Annotated in this window: 13 protein-coding genes; 8 read left to right on the top strand and 5 right to left on the bottom strand. The window is 69.8% G+C overall.

Annotation, left to right across the window (positions count from 1 at the left end; genetic code table 11):
* From EIO58_RS04830 to EIO58_RS04805, 6 genes are all read left to right on the top strand, one after another.
* Positions 1–702, top strand: a 702-nt coding sequence (locus EIO58_RS04830) for a PucR family transcriptional regulator (RefSeq protein ID WP_164861527.1), incomplete at its 5' end; no start/stop codon positions are given.
* Between the two features lie 185 nt (positions 703–887).
* Entirely contained in the window at positions 888–2297 is a 1410-nt protein-coding gene (locus tag EIO58_RS04825; protein WP_205789134.1) for an NAD(P)/FAD-dependent oxidoreductase, read from the top strand.
* Between the two features lie 530 nt (positions 2298–2827).
* The gene (locus EIO58_RS04820; RefSeq protein ID WP_127818541.1) at positions 2828–4129 is read left to right on the top strand and encodes a sugar ABC transporter substrate-binding protein; all 1302 of its coding nucleotides are present in this window, start codon (positions 2828–2830) and stop codon (positions 4127–4129) included.
* A 10-nt stretch (positions 4130–4139) separates the two neighbouring features.
* A complete protein-coding gene (locus EIO58_RS04815; protein WP_127818540.1) occupies positions 4140–5075 on the top strand; it encodes a carbohydrate ABC transporter permease in 936 nt (311 codons plus the stop codon).
* 1 nt (position 5076) lies between these two features.
* Positions 5077–5964 carry a carbohydrate ABC transporter permease gene (locus EIO58_RS04810; protein ID WP_127818539.1) on the top strand — a complete coding sequence of 296 codons (888 nt, stop codon included), beginning with the start codon at positions 5077–5079 and terminating at the stop codon, positions 5962–5964.
* Between the two features lie 72 nt (positions 5965–6036).
* Entirely contained in the window at positions 6037–7188 is a 1152-nt protein-coding gene (locus EIO58_RS04805; RefSeq protein WP_127818538.1) for a glycoside hydrolase family 1 protein, read from the top strand.
* A gap of 137 nt (positions 7189–7325) precedes the next feature.
* Here the strand turns inward: EIO58_RS04805 and EIO58_RS04800 are convergent, their stop codons facing one another.
* The 3 genes from EIO58_RS04800 to EIO58_RS04790 form a co-directional block, all read right to left on the bottom strand.
* Complete coding sequence (locus tag EIO58_RS04800; RefSeq protein WP_127818537.1) at positions 7326–7946, bottom strand: TetR/AcrR family transcriptional regulator; 621 nt, start codon at positions 7944–7946, stop codon at positions 7326–7328.
* A gap of 35 nt (positions 7947–7981) precedes the next feature.
* Positions 7982–9538 (bottom strand): glucoamylase family protein, encoded by a 1557-nt coding sequence (locus tag EIO58_RS04795; RefSeq protein WP_127818536.1) that lies wholly within the window; start codon positions 9536–9538, stop codon positions 7982–7984.
* Positions 9539–9890: 352 nt separating this feature from the next.
* Positions 9891–11369, bottom strand: coding sequence for an XRE family transcriptional regulator (locus EIO58_RS04790; RefSeq protein ID WP_240658570.1), 1479 nt, complete (start codon positions 11367–11369; stop codon positions 9891–9893).
* A gap of 222 nt (positions 11370–11591) precedes the next feature.
* Between EIO58_RS04790 and aceB the strand changes: the two genes are divergently transcribed.
* Positions 11592–13232, top strand: a complete 1641-nt coding sequence (gene aceB, locus EIO58_RS04785; RefSeq protein WP_127818542.1) for a malate synthase A — start codon at positions 11592–11594, stop codon at positions 13230–13232.
* 112 nt (positions 13233–13344) lie between these two features.
* Positions 13345–14940, top strand: a complete 1596-nt coding sequence (locus EIO58_RS04780) for an isocitrate lyase (RefSeq protein ID WP_127818535.1) — start codon at positions 13345–13347, stop codon at positions 14938–14940.
* A 98-nt stretch (positions 14941–15038) separates the two neighbouring features.
* Here EIO58_RS04780 and EIO58_RS04775 read toward each other — a convergent pair whose 3' ends face one another.
* A complete protein-coding gene (locus EIO58_RS04775) occupies positions 15039–15671 on the bottom strand; it encodes a response regulator transcription factor (protein WP_127818534.1) in 633 nt (210 codons plus the stop codon).
* A partial coding sequence (locus tag EIO58_RS19475) for a sensor histidine kinase (RefSeq protein ID WP_274543188.1) occupies positions 15668–16195 on the bottom strand: 528 nt, incomplete at its 5' end. The genes EIO58_RS19475 and EIO58_RS04775, both read right to left, overlap by 4 nt.

Genomic DNA, 16195 nt, shown 5'->3' with positions numbered 1-16195 from the left:
CTCAGCCGCGCACGCGGCGCGCTGCGGGCGGGCCTCGTGCAGTCCCTGCTGGCCGGCGACCCCGCCCTGGCCCGCCGTACGTCGCGCGACCTGTGGGGGCCCCTGCCCTTCGCCCCGATCGTCGTGGGACTGACCGATGCCGCGGCCGCGCGCGTCGAGGGCATCGCCGAGCTTCTCGAGCTCCGGGCGGAGGAGAACCGAGGCAGCCTGTTCTTCGGCCGCGGCGACGACGGCCTGGTGCTCGTGGCCCCTGCCGGCGACGGGACCGCCATCCACGAGCTCGTCGAGCGCTTCGACGTCCGAGTGGGGCTCTCGAACCCCACGGGCTACGACGGCTTCGCGGCTGCCCTGGGCGAGGCGCGCGTGGCGCGCGACCGCGGCGCGGGCCCGATCACGGCGTTCGCCGACGTGTCGCGCAGCGGCGTGCTGTCGGCCCTCACCGACGACGCCCGGGCCCTCGCTCACGCAGAGCTCGCCCCGCTGTTCGATCACGATGCCGCCGACGGCACGAGCCTCGTCCACACGCTGCAGGTGTGGCTCGACGAGGACTGCTCGCACGAGGCATCCGCCCGCGCTCTCGGCGTGCACCGGCACACCGTGCGCACGAGGCTCGCCCTGATCGAGCGCGTGCTCGGTCGCGAGCTCGCGTCGTTCGCGACGCGCGCCGAGCTGTGGGCTGCGCTGCGCGTCCTCGACGCCTGACCCCGCACCGCTGGAATCGCGCACTCTGCTCTGACACGCGGTCGCGAGCAGCCGAGTGCGCGATTCGAAGACGGCGGGGCGGGCGGATGCCGCCAATGCAGACGGTCGCAAACGGGCACGATTCCGCGACGCATTGCGTCGGCGGGGCGGCCGCGACCGGCGGCAACCGACGGGAGGATGGGCGCATGAGCGAGACCGGGGTGCCCAACGGAGACGTGTCGTGGTGGTGGCGGAACCTCGGCGGCACCCCGGCGCCCCGCGCACCGCTGCCGGGTGACCTCGACGCCGACGTCGCGATCGTCGGCGCCGGCTACACCGGGCTGTGGGCTGCTTACTACCTCAAGCGCGCGCAGCCCGACCTGCGGGTCGTCGTGGTCGAGCAGCGGTTCGCGGGGTTCGGGGCATCCGGCCGCAACGGCGGCTGGCTCACCAACACTGTCACCGGCGGGCGCGAGCGCTACGTGGACCGGTCCCTGAGCCCGTCGAAGGGCGGCCGCGACGCGGCCATCGCGCAGCAGCGCGCGCTCAACGACACCGTCGACGAGGTCATCGCGGTCGCGGAGCGCGAAGGCATCGACGCCGACATCGTCAAGGGTGGCGAGTTCGGGATCGCACGCACGCCGGCACAGCTCGCGCGACTCCGCGCGGCGTACGAGAGCGAGCGGGAGTGGCCCCACACCGACCTGGAATGGCTGGATGCCGCGACCGCGGCATCCAGGATCCGCATCGACGGCCTGCTCGGCGCCGCGTGGCATCCGCACTGCGCGCGGGTGCATCCGGCCAAGCTCGTGCGCGGCCTCGCCGAGACCGTCGAGCGGCTCGGCGTGACGATCCACGAGCAGACGCACGTGCGCGAGATCGCCCCCGGCCGCGCCGTCACCGACCGCGGCACCGTGCGCGCGGCGCACGTGCTGCGGGCGACCGAGGGCTTCACCGCAGACCTCGCCGCCGAGCATCGCACGTGGCTGCCGATGAACTCGTCGATGATCGTGACCGAGCCGCTTCCGCGGTCGTTCTGGGGCGCGGTGGGGTGGGACGGCCGTGAGACCCTCGGCGACTTCGCCCACGTCTACATGTACGCGCAGCGCACCGCCGACGACCGCATCGCGTTCGGTGGCCGGGGCGTGCCCTACCGCTACGGCTCGCGCGTCGACACCGACGGCGCGACGCAGCAGCGCGCGATCCGCTCTCTGACGACGCTGCTGCGCGAGTTCTTCCCGGATGCCTCGGTCGTGCCGATCGCGCACGCCTGGGCGGGTGTGCTCGGCGTGCCGCGCGACTGGGCGGCGACCGTCGGCCACGACCGCTCCACCGGGCTCGGGTGGGCCGGCGGCTACGTCGGAACCGGCGTCACCGCGACGAACCTCGCCGGCCGCACGCTCGCCGACCTCGTACTCGGCCGCGACACCGACCTCGCACGCCTGCCGTGGGTCGGGCACCGCGCGAAGCACTGGGAGCCCGAGCCGCTGCGATGGACCGCCGTGAACGCCATCTACACCGCGTACCGCATGGCCGACCGGATCGAGGCATCCGGCTCGTCCTCCCGCACGGCCTGGCCGGCGCACATCGCCGACATCGTCGCCGGTCGGCACTGACTCTCGCGCTTCGGGCGCCCACCGCGGCTCGGCCCACGACATCCGCCACCGAATCAGGTGATCTCACCGACACAGGACGAATCGCGCCGAAACGTCCTGCGCCGGCCACATCTCCTGATCTCGTCGGCCTACGTCGCTGATCTCATCGCCGTACCCAGCGGATCCGTCGCCGTACCCAGCGCGCACCGACCGAACGGATGCCGAACCACGACATCCGCCACCGAATCAGGTGATCTCACCGACGCAGGACGAATCGCGCCGAAACGTCCTGCGCCTGCCACATCTCCTGATCTCGCCGGCGCGGTCGGACGCCACGTCCCGTGTAGCACGCGACGGATGCCGCCGCCAGGGCGTTCCCGGACGCGCCGGGTCGCGGCATCCTGCATCATCATGAGTCCATTCTCATGCCTAATACCTGTCAGGTGTTAGGTTTTAGGCGTACATTCGTGGAAGGGCGCGGCAGCGCGCCGACACAGCCGAGGCAAGGACGCCGCGCGGGTGCGGCGACGACCGAAGGAGGCGTCAGACCGATGACACGATCAGGTGCACGCAGGACTTCCCGGTGGGCGGGGGCGGGGGCCACAGCGCTCGTGGGCGCACTGGTGCTCGCCGGATGCGGCCGCACGGACGGCGGCGGTGGTGGCGACGACGGGGGCGGCGGCGAGGCGATCGACGACTCCCCCGCGACCGGCACGGTGCAGGTATGGGCGATGGGCAACGAGGGCGAAGTGCTCGACGAGCTCGCCGCGCAGTTCGAGGAGGAGAACCCCGACGTCACGATCGAGGTGACGGCCGTGCCGTGGGAGAGCGCGCACGACCGCATCGCGACCGCGATCGCCGGCGGCGAGACCCCCGACGTGACGATGCTCGGCACGACCTGGGTCGGCGAATTCGCCGCCACCGGGGCGTTCGAGCCGACACCCGACGGGCTCGTCGACGAGTCGTCGTTCTTCGAGGGCTCGTGGGACACCACGGTCGTCGACGACGTCGCGTACGGCGTGCCGTGGTACGTCGACACGCGCGTGCTCTATTACCGCACCGACCTCGCCGAGCAGGCGGGCGTCGAACCGCCGACGACGTGGGACGAGTACAAGTCCTTCACGCAGGCGCTGCAGTCCGCGGGGGCCCAGTGGGGCGTCTCGCTTCCCCCGGGCGGCTTCGACTCGTGGCAGTACGTCACTCCGCTCGCGTGGCAGCAGGGCGGCGACATCCTGAACGACGACGGCACCGAGTTCACCTTCGACACCCCGGAGTGGGAGGAAGCGTTCACGTTCTACACCAGCTTCTTCGAGGAGGGCATCGCGGAGCCGCGGCGCCTGGAGGGCGGCGAGATCGAGCAGGCGTTCATCAACGGCGAGGTCGCTGCGTTCTACAGCGGCCCGTTCCACGTGAGCCTGCTGCTCGACCAGGGCGGCGAGGAGTTCGCCGAGCAGTTCGGAGTGGCGATGGTCCCCGGCGCCGACAGCCGCACGAGCTTCACCGGCGGAGGCAACCTCGCGGTCTTCGAAGACACCGACAACCGCGACGCCTCGTGGAAGTTCGTGCGCTGGCTGAGTCAGCCCGAGACGCAGATCGCGTGGTATGACATCTCGGCCGATCTGCCGAGCGTGCAGGCGGCGTGGGACGACGCGACGTTCGCCGAGGACCCCTACCTCAGCGTCTTCGGCGAGCAACTCCAGGACTCGAAGGCACCGCCGGCGATCCCCACGTGGGCGCAGGTGTCGGCCGTGATCGACCAGGAGCTCGAGAAGGCGACCCGCGGCGAGACGACCCCCGCCGACGCGATCGCCACGATCCAGCAGCAGGCGACCTCGGTCGGCACCGGGCAATAGGAACCCGGGCATGACCGCTCTCGCGACCCCGGCTCCGCCGCGCGGCCCCGTCCCTCGGGTGCGCGCCTCGCGGCGGAGCCGGCGGATGACGCTCACGGCGTGGATGTTCGCCCTGCCGTTCGTGGTGCTGTTCGTCGTGTTCATGGCAGGGCCGATCGTCGCCTCGCTCCTCATGAGCTTCACCGACATGACCACGCGCGACCTGCAGACGCCGTTCCAGGTGAACATCGTGGGTCTCGACAACTACGCACGGCTCTTCCAGGACCCGCGGTTCGTGCGGTCGCTCGCGAACACCTTCACGTTCGTGATCGTCGCGGTGCCGCTCACGATGGGGCTGGCGCTCGTCGTGGCACTCGCGCTCGACAAGGGCATCCGCCGGTTCCGGACGGTGTTCCGCGTCGGCTATTACGCACCCGTGGTGACGAGCATCGTCGCGATCGCGATCGTGTGGCGGTTCATCCTCCAGCCCGACGGACTGCTGAACGGCTTCCTCGGGCTGTTCGGCATCCAGGGGCCGGACTGGCTGCAGTCGACGACGTGGGCGCTGCCGTCGCTGATCATGATGGCGGTCTGGCGCAACATCGGGACGCTCATGGTCATCTTCCTCGCCGCACTCCAGGGCGTTCCGCGCGAGCATCACGAGGCCGCCATGGTCGACGGGGCGAACGCGTGGCAGCGGTTCTGGAACATCACGATCCCCGCGATGCGCCCCGCGCTGCTGTTCGCGGCGGTCATCACCGGCATCGGCTTCCTGCAGTTCTTCGAGGAGCCCTTCGTCATGACCCGCGGCGGTCCGCTCGACGCGACGCTGTCGACCGCGATGTACACGTACCAGCAGTTCGGGTTCGGCAACTACGCGTATGCGTCGGCCGCGAGCTACGTGCTCTTCATCGCGATCGTGATCCTCTCGCTCATCCAGTTCCGCTTCCTCGGAAGGAAGGACTGACATGGCCACCGTCGCCCCCTCCTCGACCGCGTCGCGCACCGCGGCCGAGTCGGCGCCTCGGCGCCGTCGCCCCCGCGAGAAGACCCGGTGGTGGCTCTACGTCGTGCTCTTCCTCGGGCTCGCCGCGATGGTCATGCCGTTCGTCTGGATGATCCTCGGATCCTTCAAGACGGATGCCGAGATCCGGCAGTACCCGACCGAGTTCCTGCCCCGCGAGCCCACGGTCGAGAATTACGAGACCCTGTTCGGACGGCTGGACTTCGCGACCTTCTTCGTCAACAGCATCGTCGTGGCCGTCTTCGTGACGCTCGGCAACATCGTGTTCTGCTCGATGATCGGGTATGCCCTCGCCAAGCTCGAGTTCCGCGGCAAGAAGCTGCTGTTCGCGCTCGTGCTGGCGACCCTCATGGTGCCGGGAGTCGTGACCTTCGTGCCGCTGTTCGTGCTGACGGCGAACCTGGGGCTCGTAAACTCGTACCCCGGCCTCATCCTGCCGTTCCTCATCGCGCCGATCGGCGTGTTCCTGATGCGGCAGTTCATGCTCAGCCTGCCCGACGAGCTGATCGAGGCGGCGCGCATCGACGGAGCGAGCGAGTGGCGCATCTTCCTGCGCGTGATCATGCCGATGTGCGGACCGGCGGTCGCGACCCTCACGATCCTCACGTTCCTCGCCAGCTGGAACAACTTCCTGTGGCCGCTCGTGGTCGCCACCACCGAAGACATGTACACCCTGCCCGTCGCGCTGGCGCTGTACTCGGTCGGCCAGAACGCTGCGCGCTACGGCCTCATGATGGCGGGCGCCGTCGTGGTCGTCGTTCCCGTGCTCGCCGTCTTCGTGCTGCTGCAGCGCTACTTCGTGCAGGGCATCGCGCTCACCGGCATCAAGTGACCCAGACGGATGCCGGCTCCGCAGCCGCGGGCCGCGGCATCCGTCATCCCGAAAGAAAGGATCATCGCCACGATGAAGTTCCCCGAAGGCTTCCTGTGGGGCGCGTCGACCGCTGCGCACCAGATCGAGGGCGGAAACGTCAACTCCGACTGGTGGCAGCGCGAGTGGGGGCACCTTCCCGGGCCGCCCGTCGAATCGCCCTCGGGCGACGCCGCCGACAGCTACCACCGCTACCCCGAAGACATGGCGCTGCTCGCCCACGCGGGACTGCGCGCCTACCGCTTCAGCATCGAGTGGGCGCGCATCGAACCCGAGAAGGGGTGGTTCTCGCGCGCCGCGCTCGACCACTACCGGCGCATGATCGGGACGGCCCGCGACCTGCGCCTCGAACCCGTGATCACCCTGCACCACTTCACCAACCCGGTGTGGTTCGCCCGCGACGGCGGATGGCGGACGGATGCCTCGGTCGACGCGTTCCGGCGCTACGTCGAGGGCGTCCTGCCCCTGCTCGACGGCGTCGACCTCGTCTGCACGATCAATGAGCCCAATATGGTGTCGGTCCTCGCCGACCCGGAGGTCGGCTTCCCCTCGGTCGGGCTGCCGCCGGGGATCCCGGCGGTCACCGACCGGCTGATCGCTGCGCATCGAGCGGCCGTCGACCTGGTGCGGTCGGCGGGCGCGCGCGCCGGGTGGTCGGTGGCGACCCAGGCGTATCAGCCGGAGCCCGGCGCCGAGGCTGTCGCCGCCGCGTACGGGGCGTCGCGCGAGGATGTGTTCCTCGACGCCGCCGAGGGCGACGACTGGGTCGGGGTGCAGGCGTACACCCGCACGAAGATCGGACCCGACGGGCCGCTGCCCATCCCGCACGACGCCGAGCGCACGCTCACGGGGTGGGAGTACTACCCGCCCGCGGTGGGCGAGGGCATCCGCAACGCGTGGCGCCGCGCGAAGACTCCCGTGTACGTGACCGAGAACGGCATCGCCACCGCCGACGACGACCGCCGCATCGACTACACGACGGGCGCGCTCGAGGCGGTGCTCGCCTGCATCCAGGAGGGTGTCGATGTGCGGGGCTACCTGCACTGGAGCGCTCTCGACAACTACGAGTGGGGCAGCTTCCGGCCCACCTTCGGGCTCATCGCGTGGGATCCCGAGACCTTCGAGCGGCACCCCAAGCGCAGCCTCGACTGGCTCGGACGGGTCGCTCAAGCCAACGCCCTCTGACGGCTCGATTCCGCGGTTCGGAGGGTGCCGGGTGCGCACAACTCAGGCAGGACGCGGCCCTCGGAGCTGCAGCGGCCGTCCGCTGCCCATGTCTGCCTGAGTTGTGCGCGCGCCCGCGCGCCGGTGCCGAGCGCGCCTCAGCCGCTCGGGCGGAGGTAGCCGCGCACGAACTCCTCGAACAGCGGGACCATATCGACCGACTCGTCGAGGAGCCACTGCAGTTGGATGCCATCCATCACTGCGCTGATGAGCCGCGCGGCGAGCGCGGGATCCAGGTCGGCGCGCACCTCCCCTGCCTCCTGAGCCGCGCGCAGCAGCTCCTCCCCCGTCGCGGCACCCGACCGGTAACGCTCCGCGAAGTCCTCGTGGGACGGATGCTCCGAGTCGGTCGCCTCCGCCGACACGATCGCGTACAGCGAGGTCAGGCCGCGCGAGGACTGGTTGTAGGCGACGACCTTCTCGGCCTGCTGGACGAGCGTGTGCTCCGCAGGGTCTCCGGCCGCCTCGCGCACCTTCTCGTCGCGCTGCCGAAGCACCTCGACGAACAGCTCCTCCTTGCCGGAGAAGTGGTGCATCAGGCCCGCCGGGGTGAGGCCGACGCGCTTGGCGATCTCACGCAGCGACCCGCTGTGGAACCCGGTGCGCGAGAACACCGCGAGCGCCTCGTCGACGATCGCCTGCCGTCGGGCCTGACCCTTCGCGTAGCTGCCCCGTGGGCGCCGAGCCGTCGTCGGCGCGGACTCCTGCTCAGCGCTCACGGTTCCTCCCGTTCCTGCCCCCGGCCGGGTGCGGCTCAGCGTTCGGGCTGTCCGCGATCGCCCCACGACGACTCGAACACCAGCTGCCGCATCGCGGGCCGGAGGAGCTTCTCCATGTCGCGATCGACGAAGTAGTCCTTCAGCGTATCCCCGGTGAGCTCGTTGCCGATGGCCGCCATGATCATGGACTGGTCGAGCGAGAGGTAGCGCTCCGCGATCGTCCCGCTGCGCACCGCCACCGAGTCGTAGAAGCCCCCACGGCCGTACGCGCCGAGCTCGGTCTCGATGCGGCGGAGGTTGTCGATCGCGCCCCCGCGGTCGTACGGCAGTGCGAGGAACGCGGCGTGCGGCGTCACGACACCGTCGCCGTACTCAGGGTCGGGGTTCGTGCCCGCGGTGCAGCCGGGGTGGTCGATGTCGACGTCCGTGTGCTCGGCATCCGAGAAGTACCCGTCCGAGCGCATGCCCGCGATGTCGACGCCGTACTCGGAGTATCCGCCGAACGGGTTGCTCGCAGGAGAGAACCCCCAGTACCCGTAGCCGGCGTCCGCAAGGCCGTGGTGCTCGTGCACGGCCACCGTGATGGGGTGGTTGAGACGCCACGACCGCGGCCCCCATTTCGCCTCGGGCACGAGCAGGTCGGGCATGAGCGCCTCGAACATGCTGCCGCCCCACGTCGGCACGAAGTCCATGCCCGCGTACGAGTACACGCCTTCCCACACCTGGAAACCGTCGTAGGTGCGGTACTCGCCGGTCGGCAGCTGCTCCTGCCAGTCCCAGTCGCAGCCGGGCGGCATCGTGCGGTGTGTGCCGGAGAGCGCAGTGGGCGGGATCTCGCCGTTGGCGATGCCGAGGTAGGTCGCGATGCGGCTCTCGCTGACCGTCGTGTCGTAGTGGTGGCACGTGTAGTAGACCGTCTCGCCCGACCCGTTGTACATCGGAGCCTCGGCGCTGCAGTCCGGCGGCGGCACCTCCCAGAATCCGCCTCTGTTCGTGCCGGCGTGCAGCCCCGGCGCCCCTTCCGGGTTGAAGAACGCCGAGAAGTCCATCGAGTCGTACAGGGCATCCGCCTGTGCGGCGAGCGCCGGCTCGGCCTCGCGCACGATGCGAAGACCCGACGCCAGCCAGCCGTTGTCGACGGTGCTGAGGAACGGGTGGACCGGATCGCCCGAGTCCGGCCAGGTCGTGAGCGTGGCGCCCGTCGCCGGGTCGTACCAGTTGTAGTACATGCCGCTGGCGTCGTTGCGCTCCAGCGTGCCGAGCGTTTCGAGGGTCGTCGCCATGCGCTCGCGCGCCTCGTCGGCCGAGATGATGCCGAGATCGCGCGCGGTGACGGTCGACCACAGGTAGCCGCCGATGTTGGTCGGCGACGTGTACGCGCCGACCGTCGTCAGGTCGCCGGTGATGTTGTCGGACGGCAATCCCGTCGTCTCATCGCTCATCGCGTCGAGCGACACCCACGTGTCGTGGGCCCACCGCTCGAGCAGGTCATCGCCCGGCTTTCCACCGCCGCTCGCTGCGGTCGGGGCGCCCAGCGCCAGTCCCGTGGCGACCAGTCCCGCGGCCGCCACTGTGCTCACCCATCGCTTCATCGCGCTCTCCTCGTCGGAAGCGGCTCCGCTGGGCGGAACCGTCGGTGCGCAAAACCTTACACACGATAGGTATTGGCGTGAAGGTGCGGGATCCGGTCTCTCACCCGGTTCTCACGGATGCCGCGGCCCGCGGCATCCTTCGCCCATAACAGGTGATCTGACGGACGCAGGACCATTCGCAGCCAGAACATCCTGCACACGCCAGAACAGGTGATCTGACGAACGCAGGACCATTCGCAGCCAGAACATCCTGCACACGCCAGAACAGGTGATCTGACGAACGCAGGACCATTCGCACCAGAAACGTCCTGCACACGCCAGAACACCTGTTCCCGACGCGAGGCACTGGGCGTCAGCGCGGGGCGTGGGCCTCGAGGAACTCGTAGACGTCCGTCGAGTCGACGCCGGGGAACGCGCCCGTCGGCAGGGTCGCCAGGAGCGTCCGCGGCGTGCGCACGTTCGGCCACGAGTGCTCGCGCCACGCGGCCTCCAGGTCGGCGGGCGCGCGTCGGCAGCAGACCTCGACCGAGTGCTTCGAGACTCCGCGGTTGGGGGTGTCGCGCCCGAGGAACCACTTCGTGTCGTCGAACCGCACGCCCACCGACACCGAGTGCGCACCCTCGCTCGAGAGCTCCACGCGTGCCGTGCACCAGTACGTGCCGTTGCCGGTATCGGTGTACTGGTAGTACGGGTTGAAGTGATCGTCGACGTCGAAGACGACGCGCGAGGTCCAGCGCCGGCAGCACATCTGCCCCTCGATCGCGCCGAGGCGGTCGGTGGGGAAATTGACGTCGTCGTTCTCGTACGCCTTCGTGATCGTGCCCGACTCGTGCACCTTCAGAAAGTGCACCGGGATGCCGAGGTGCACGGTCGCGAGATTCGTGAAGCGGTGCGCGGCCGTCTCGTACGACACCGAGTACGCGTCGCGGAGGTCTTCGATCGAGATCGCGCGGTCCTTCTTGGCCTCCTGCAGGAACGGCACGGCGTGCGCCTCGGGGATCAGGAGCGCGCCCGTGAGGTAGTTGGTCTCGACCCGCTGGCGAAGGAACTCCGCGTACGAAGTCGGCTCGCGGTGCCCGAGGATGCGGCTCGAGAGCGCCTGCAGCACCGCCGTGCGCGGGTCGCCCTTCGCGGACAGGCGGCTCGACAGGTACAGGCGGCCGTTCTTGATGTCGGCCACCGAACGCGTCGTCTGCGGCAGGTCGGGCACGTAGTGCAGCGTGAACCCGAGATGGGCGGCGATGTCGGATGCCGTCCGCTGGGTGAGCGGGCCACCCGGGTGGTCGACGGCGTCGAGGATGCGGCGCGCCTGCTGCTCGAGCTCTTCGAAGTAGTTGTTCTGCGTGCGCATGAGGCGGCGCAGCGCCACGTTCGCGCGGCGGGCCTCCTCCGGCGTCGCCGCGCGCTCATCGCGGAGCCGCTCGATCTCGCCCTGCAGTGCGAGCATCGCCTTCAGCGCCTCGGTCGGCACGGTCTTGCCGATGCGGAACGGCGGGATGCCGAGCGCCTGGAACGTCTGGCCGCGCATGGCCCGCTCGAGCGCGATCTCGACGGTGGCCCGTTCGTCCAAGGGCTCGGCCTCGAGGATCTGGTCGAGCGACGAACCGAGGGCTCGCGCGATCGCCTGGAGCAGCGTGAGCTTCGGCTCGCGGCGACCGTTCTCGATCATCGACAGCTGGCTGGGCGCACGGTCGACCGCGGCGGCGAGCTCTTCGAGCGTCATGCCGCGCTCGGTGCGCAGCTGCCGGATGCGGCGGCCGATCGTGAGGGGATCCACCTCTTCATCGTCCGGGACTGCTACCAGCAGATCGGGGGTGAACGTCGTCGTCATGGCGCGATTCTGTCACGAAAGCAGAAATAGTGGAAAACTTCACAGGCCAGATCCTTGGTTCCAGCTCCGATCTTCACCGCAGAGTGGTCTCACGGCTCCCACCGATCCGCCAGAACACGGATCACGGATGCCGCGCCCGGCCGACACCGCCGGGTCGCGGCATCCACATCACATCTGCTTCACAGACAGGACATCGACATGAGACCTGCGACCGCGACCCCGATGCGTACGCGCACGGGGCCCATCCCCACCTCGACCCACGAGCCCGCAATCGAGATCGCCGGCCGCCTCGGCCCCCGCTACGACGAGATCCTGACGCCCGAGGCCATCGCGTTCCTCACCGAGCTGCACCACCGGTTCGGCGCCCGCCGGCACGACCGGCTCGCCGATCGCATGCGCCGCCGGTTCGAGATCGGCAACGGGCACGACCCGCAGTTCCGTGCCGACACCGCACACATCCGCAACGACCCCGACTGGCGGGTCGCCGGCGCCGGGCCCGGCCTCGAGGACCGCCGCGTCGAGATCACGGGTCCGACCGACCCGAAGATGACGATCAACGCGCTCAACTCCGGGGCGAAGGTCTGGCTCGCCGACCAGGAGGATGCCACGAGCCCCACCTGGAAGAACGTCATCGTGGGGCAGCTGAGCCTGCGCGACGCGATCCGCGGCGAGCTCGACTTCACCAGCCCGGAGGGCAAGCGCTACGAGGTCACCGCCGAGCGCACGCCCACGATCGTGATGCGCCCGCGCGGCTGGCACCTCACCGAGAACCACCTCCGGTTCACCGATCGCACCGGCCGCACGATGGCCGCATCGGGTTCGCTCGTCGACTTCGGGCTGTACTTCTTCCACAACGCGAAACAGCTGATCGCGAACGGACGCGGACCGTACTTCTACATCGCCAAGCTGGAGTCCGGCGAAGAGGCCAAGCTGTGGGACGACGTCTTCACGTTCAGCGAGCGGCACATCGGCATCCCGCACGGCACGATCCGCGCCACCGTGCTGATCGAGACGCTGCCGGCGGCGTTCGAGATGGAGGAGATCCTCTTCGAGCTGCGCGACCACTGCGCGGGCCTGAACGCCGGTCGCTGGGACTACATCTTCTCGATCATCAAGAACTACCGCGGCCGCGGCGCGCGCTTCGTGCTGCCCGACCGCAGCGAGGTCACGATGACGGTGCCGTTCATGCGCGCCTACACCGAGCTGCTCGTGCAGACGTGCCACAAGCGCGGCGCCTTCGCGATCGGCGGCATGAGTGCCTTCATCCCGAACCGCCGCGACCCCGAGGTCACCGAGCGCGCGTTCGAGAAGGTGGCCGCCGACAAGAGGCGCGAGGCGGGCGACGGCTTCGACGGCACGTGGGTCGCGCACCCCGACCTCATCCCCGTGGCGCGCGCCGAGTTCGACGCGGTGCTCGGCGACCGGCCGAACCAGCTCGATCGGCAGCGTCCCGACGTCGAGGTGAAGGCGGCCGACCTCATCGACGTCCACATCGGCCGCCCCATCACGGCGGCCGGCGTGCGCGACAACGTGTCGGTCGCGATCCGCTACATCGAGGCGTGGCTGCGGGGCCTGGGCGCCGTCGCCATCGACAACCTCATGGAGGATGCCGCGACGGCCGAGATCTCGCGGTCGCAGGTGTGGCAGTGGATCCACCAGGACCGCGCCACGGAGGACGGCACGCCGATCACGCGCGACTACGTGGAGGGGCTGATCGTCCAGGTGCTCGGCGAAGGGGAACGCCGCGACGGCGACCGCTTCGACGACGCGGCGGAGATCTTCCGCGAGGTCGCGCTCGGCCAGGACTTCCCGGCGTTCCTGACCCTGCCGGCGTACTCGCGCTTCCTCACCGAGACCGAGTGACGCGGCATCCGTGTCCCGATTTCCGCCGCATTCGACCCTTCGAGCCGGCGGAGATCGGGACACCAGGACCACTTTTCGGGACTCAACCACCATCACTGCGAAGGACACGACAATGACTGCCTACCAAGACGACATCGAAGCCATCGAGGCGCTCACGCAGCAGCACGGCTCGACCTGGGACGCCATCAACCCCGAGCACGTCGCCCGCATGCGTGCGCAGAATCGCTTCCGCACCGGCCTCGAGATCGCCCAGTACACCGCCGACATCATGCGCCGTGATATGGCCGAGTACGACGCCGACTCGTCGGCGTACACGCAGTCACTCGGCGTGTGGCACGGCTTCATCGGCCAGCAGAAGCTGATCTCGATCAAGAAGCACCTGAAGAGCACGAACAAGCGCTACCTGTACCTGTCGGGCTGGATGGTCGCCGCGCTCCGGTCCGAGTTCGGCCCCCTTCCCGACCAGTCGATGCACGAGAAGACCACTGTGCCCGCCCTCATCGGGGAGCTCTACACGTTCCTGCGTCAGGCCGACGCCCGCGAACTCGACCTGCTCTTCACGCGCCTCGACGACGCGCGCGCCGCCGGCGACGAGACCGCCGTGGAGTTCATCCAGTCACAGATCGACAACCACGAGACCCACGTCGTGCCGATCATCGCCGACATCGACGCGGGCTTCGGCAACCCCGAGGCCACCTACCTCCTCGCCAAGAAGATGATCGAGGCGGGCGCATGCGCCATCCAGATCGAGAACCAGGTCTCGGACGAGAAGCAGTGCGGTCACCAGGACGGCAAGGTCACCGTGCCGCACGAGGACTTCCTCGCCAAGATCAACGCGGTGCGCTATGCGTTCCTCGAGCTCGGCATCGACAACGGCATCATCGTCGCCCGCACCGACTCGCTCGGTGCCGGACTCACGCAGAAGCTCGCCGTGTCACACCACCCCGGCGACCTCGGGGACCAGTACAACTCGTTCCTCGACGTCGAGGAGGTCTCGGAGGCGGAGCTGAGCGACGGCGATGTGATCATGCGGCGCGAGGGCAAACTGCTGCGCCCCAAGCGCCTGGCCAGCAACCTGTACCAGTTCCGTCCGGGCACGGGCGAGGACCGCGTCGTGCTCGACTGCATCACCTCCTTGCAGAACGGTGCCGACCTGCTGTGGATCGAGACCGAGAAGCCGCACGTCGAGCAGATCGCCGGAATGGTCGACCGCATCCGGGAGGTCGTGCCCGACGCCAAGCTCGTCTACAACAACAGCCCCTCGTTCAACTGGACCCTCAATTTCCGCCAGCAGGCGTACGACCTGCTCGCGGAGCGGGGCGAGGATGTCACGGCCTACGACCGCGCCGACCTCATGAACGTGGAGTACGACGACACCGAGCTGGCGCGGCTCGCTGACGAGAAGATCCGCTCGTTCCAGCGCGACGGCTCGGCGCGGGCCGGGATCTTCCACCACCTCATCACGCTGCCGACGTACCACACGGCCGCCCTGTCCACCGACGACCTCGCCAAGGGCTACTTCGGCGACGAGGGGATGCTCGCGTACGTGCGGGGCGTCCAGCGTCGCGAGATCCGCGAGGGCATCGCCACGGTCAAGCACCAGAACATGGCGGGGAGCGACATCGGCGACACCCACAAGGAGTACTTCGCCGGCGACGCCGCCCTCAAGGCCGGCGGCGCGCACAACACGATGAACCAGTTCAGCTGATCCCGAACGGATGCCCCGGACCGGCGCGCGCCGGTCCGGGGCTGGGCCCACGCGGCCAGATGCTCCGCGCGACGCGCCAGCGGCGGGTGGAGGGGTCGTCACGACAGCAGTCCGCGTTCCATCGCGAGGGTCACCGCGCGCGTGCGGTCGGCGACGCCGAGCTTCTCGAAGACCTTGAGCAGATGGGTCTTGACCGTCGACTCGCCGATGCCGAGCGCCGTGGCGATCTGCTTGTTGCTGTGCCCGGTCGCGACCAGCCGCAGCACGTCGACCTCGCGGGGCGTGAGCCCGGCCGCAGGCTCGGGGCGTCGCATGCGCTCGACCAGGCGCACGGCCACCTGCGGCGACAGCGCAGACTGGCCGGCCGCGACCGACCGGATGCCCGCGACGATCTCGGCCTGCGGCGCGGCCTTGAGGAGGTAGCCTGCCGCACCGGCCTCGATCGCCGCAATGATCTGGTCGTCGGTCTCGTAGGTCGTGAGGATCAGCACGCGCGGCGGCGGAGACCCCGCCTCGCCGCCCGCGATCCGCGCCGTGGCCTCGACACCGTCGATCCGGGGCATGCGCAGATCCATGAGGACCACGTCCGGCCGGGTGGCCGCGGCGAGGCGCACAGCTTCATCGCCGTCGGATGCCTCGGCCACGACCTCGAGACCGGGCTCGTCGGAGAGGAGCCCCGAGAGCCCCGCACGCACGACGGGATGGTCGTCGGCGATCAGGAGGCGGATCATGCGGCGCCACCGTGTGCACCCTGCTCGACGCTCGCCGGCACTGCCGGGAGCCCGACGCGGAGGGTCGTCCCCCGCCCCGGAGTGGACGCGATGTCCAACACGCCGCCGGCGAGGGCGACTCGCTCCCGCATGCCGTCGAGTCCGAACCCCCTCCCGGACTCGGCCGGGTCGAATCCCTGGCCGTCGTCCGTCACGGTCAGCGCCGCGGAGCCGTCGGCGGCGGCTGCGACCTCCACGGCGACGCGGCGCGCCGCCGCGTGCTTCGTGACGTTCGACAGGGCCTCCTGCAGACAGCGGAGCACCACGACCTGAGACTCACGGTCGAGCTGCCCGACGATGCCGTCCGCATCGAGGGCGATCTGGGCACCGCCGTGCACGCGGAACCTCTCGACCAGTCGGGACACCGCCGCGTCGAAGGCCGGCTCGCTCGGCACAGCCGCCGCGCGGGCGACGAGCGCGCGGGCTTCGGCCAGCGCATCGCGCGCGACCTGCTCGACGGTCGCGATCGTCGCAGCCGCGGCATC

The organism is Microbacterium sp. CPCC 204701, assembly GCF_004010105.1.
Taxonomy (GTDB): domain Bacteria; phylum Actinomycetota; class Actinomycetes; order Actinomycetales; family Microbacteriaceae; genus Microbacterium.
The sequence above is the reverse complement of the archived record's forward strand: the minus strand, read 5'-3'. Positions and strand labels throughout refer to the sequence as shown.

Excerpts from the sequence above, each read along its gene's own strand:
- EIO58_RS04825 (WP_205789134.1), top strand. The coding sequence starts at position 888 with ATGAGCGAGACCGGGGTGCCCAACGGAGACGTGTCGTGGTGGTGGCGG.
- EIO58_RS04820 (WP_127818541.1), top strand. The coding sequence starts at position 2,828 with ATGACACGATCAGGTGCACGCAGGACTTCCCGGTGGGCGGGGGCGGGG.
- EIO58_RS04815 (WP_127818540.1), top strand. The coding sequence starts at position 4,140 with ATGACCGCTCTCGCGACCCCGGCTCCGCCGCGCGGCCCCGTCCCTCGG.
- EIO58_RS04810 (WP_127818539.1), top strand. The coding sequence starts at position 5,077 with ATGGCCACCGTCGCCCCCTCCTCGACCGCGTCGCGCACCGCGGCCGAG.
- EIO58_RS04805 (WP_127818538.1), top strand. The coding sequence starts at position 6,037 with ATGAAGTTCCCCGAAGGCTTCCTGTGGGGCGCGTCGACCGCTGCGCAC.
- EIO58_RS04795 (WP_127818536.1), bottom strand. The coding sequence starts at position 9,538 with ATGAAGCGATGGGTGAGCACAGTGGCGGCCGCGGGACTGGTCGCCACG.
- EIO58_RS04790 (WP_240658570.1), bottom strand. The coding sequence starts at position 11,369 with ATGACGACGACGTTCACCCCCGATCTGCTGGTAGCAGTCCCGGACGAT.
- aceB (WP_127818542.1), top strand. The coding sequence starts at position 11,592 with ATGCGTACGCGCACGGGGCCCATCCCCACCTCGACCCACGAGCCCGCA.
- EIO58_RS04780 (WP_127818535.1), top strand. The coding sequence starts at position 13,345 with ATGACTGCCTACCAAGACGACATCGAAGCCATCGAGGCGCTCACGCAG.
- EIO58_RS04775 (WP_127818534.1), bottom strand. The coding sequence starts at position 15,671 with ATGATCCGCCTCCTGATCGCCGACGACCATCCCGTCGTGCGTGCGGGG.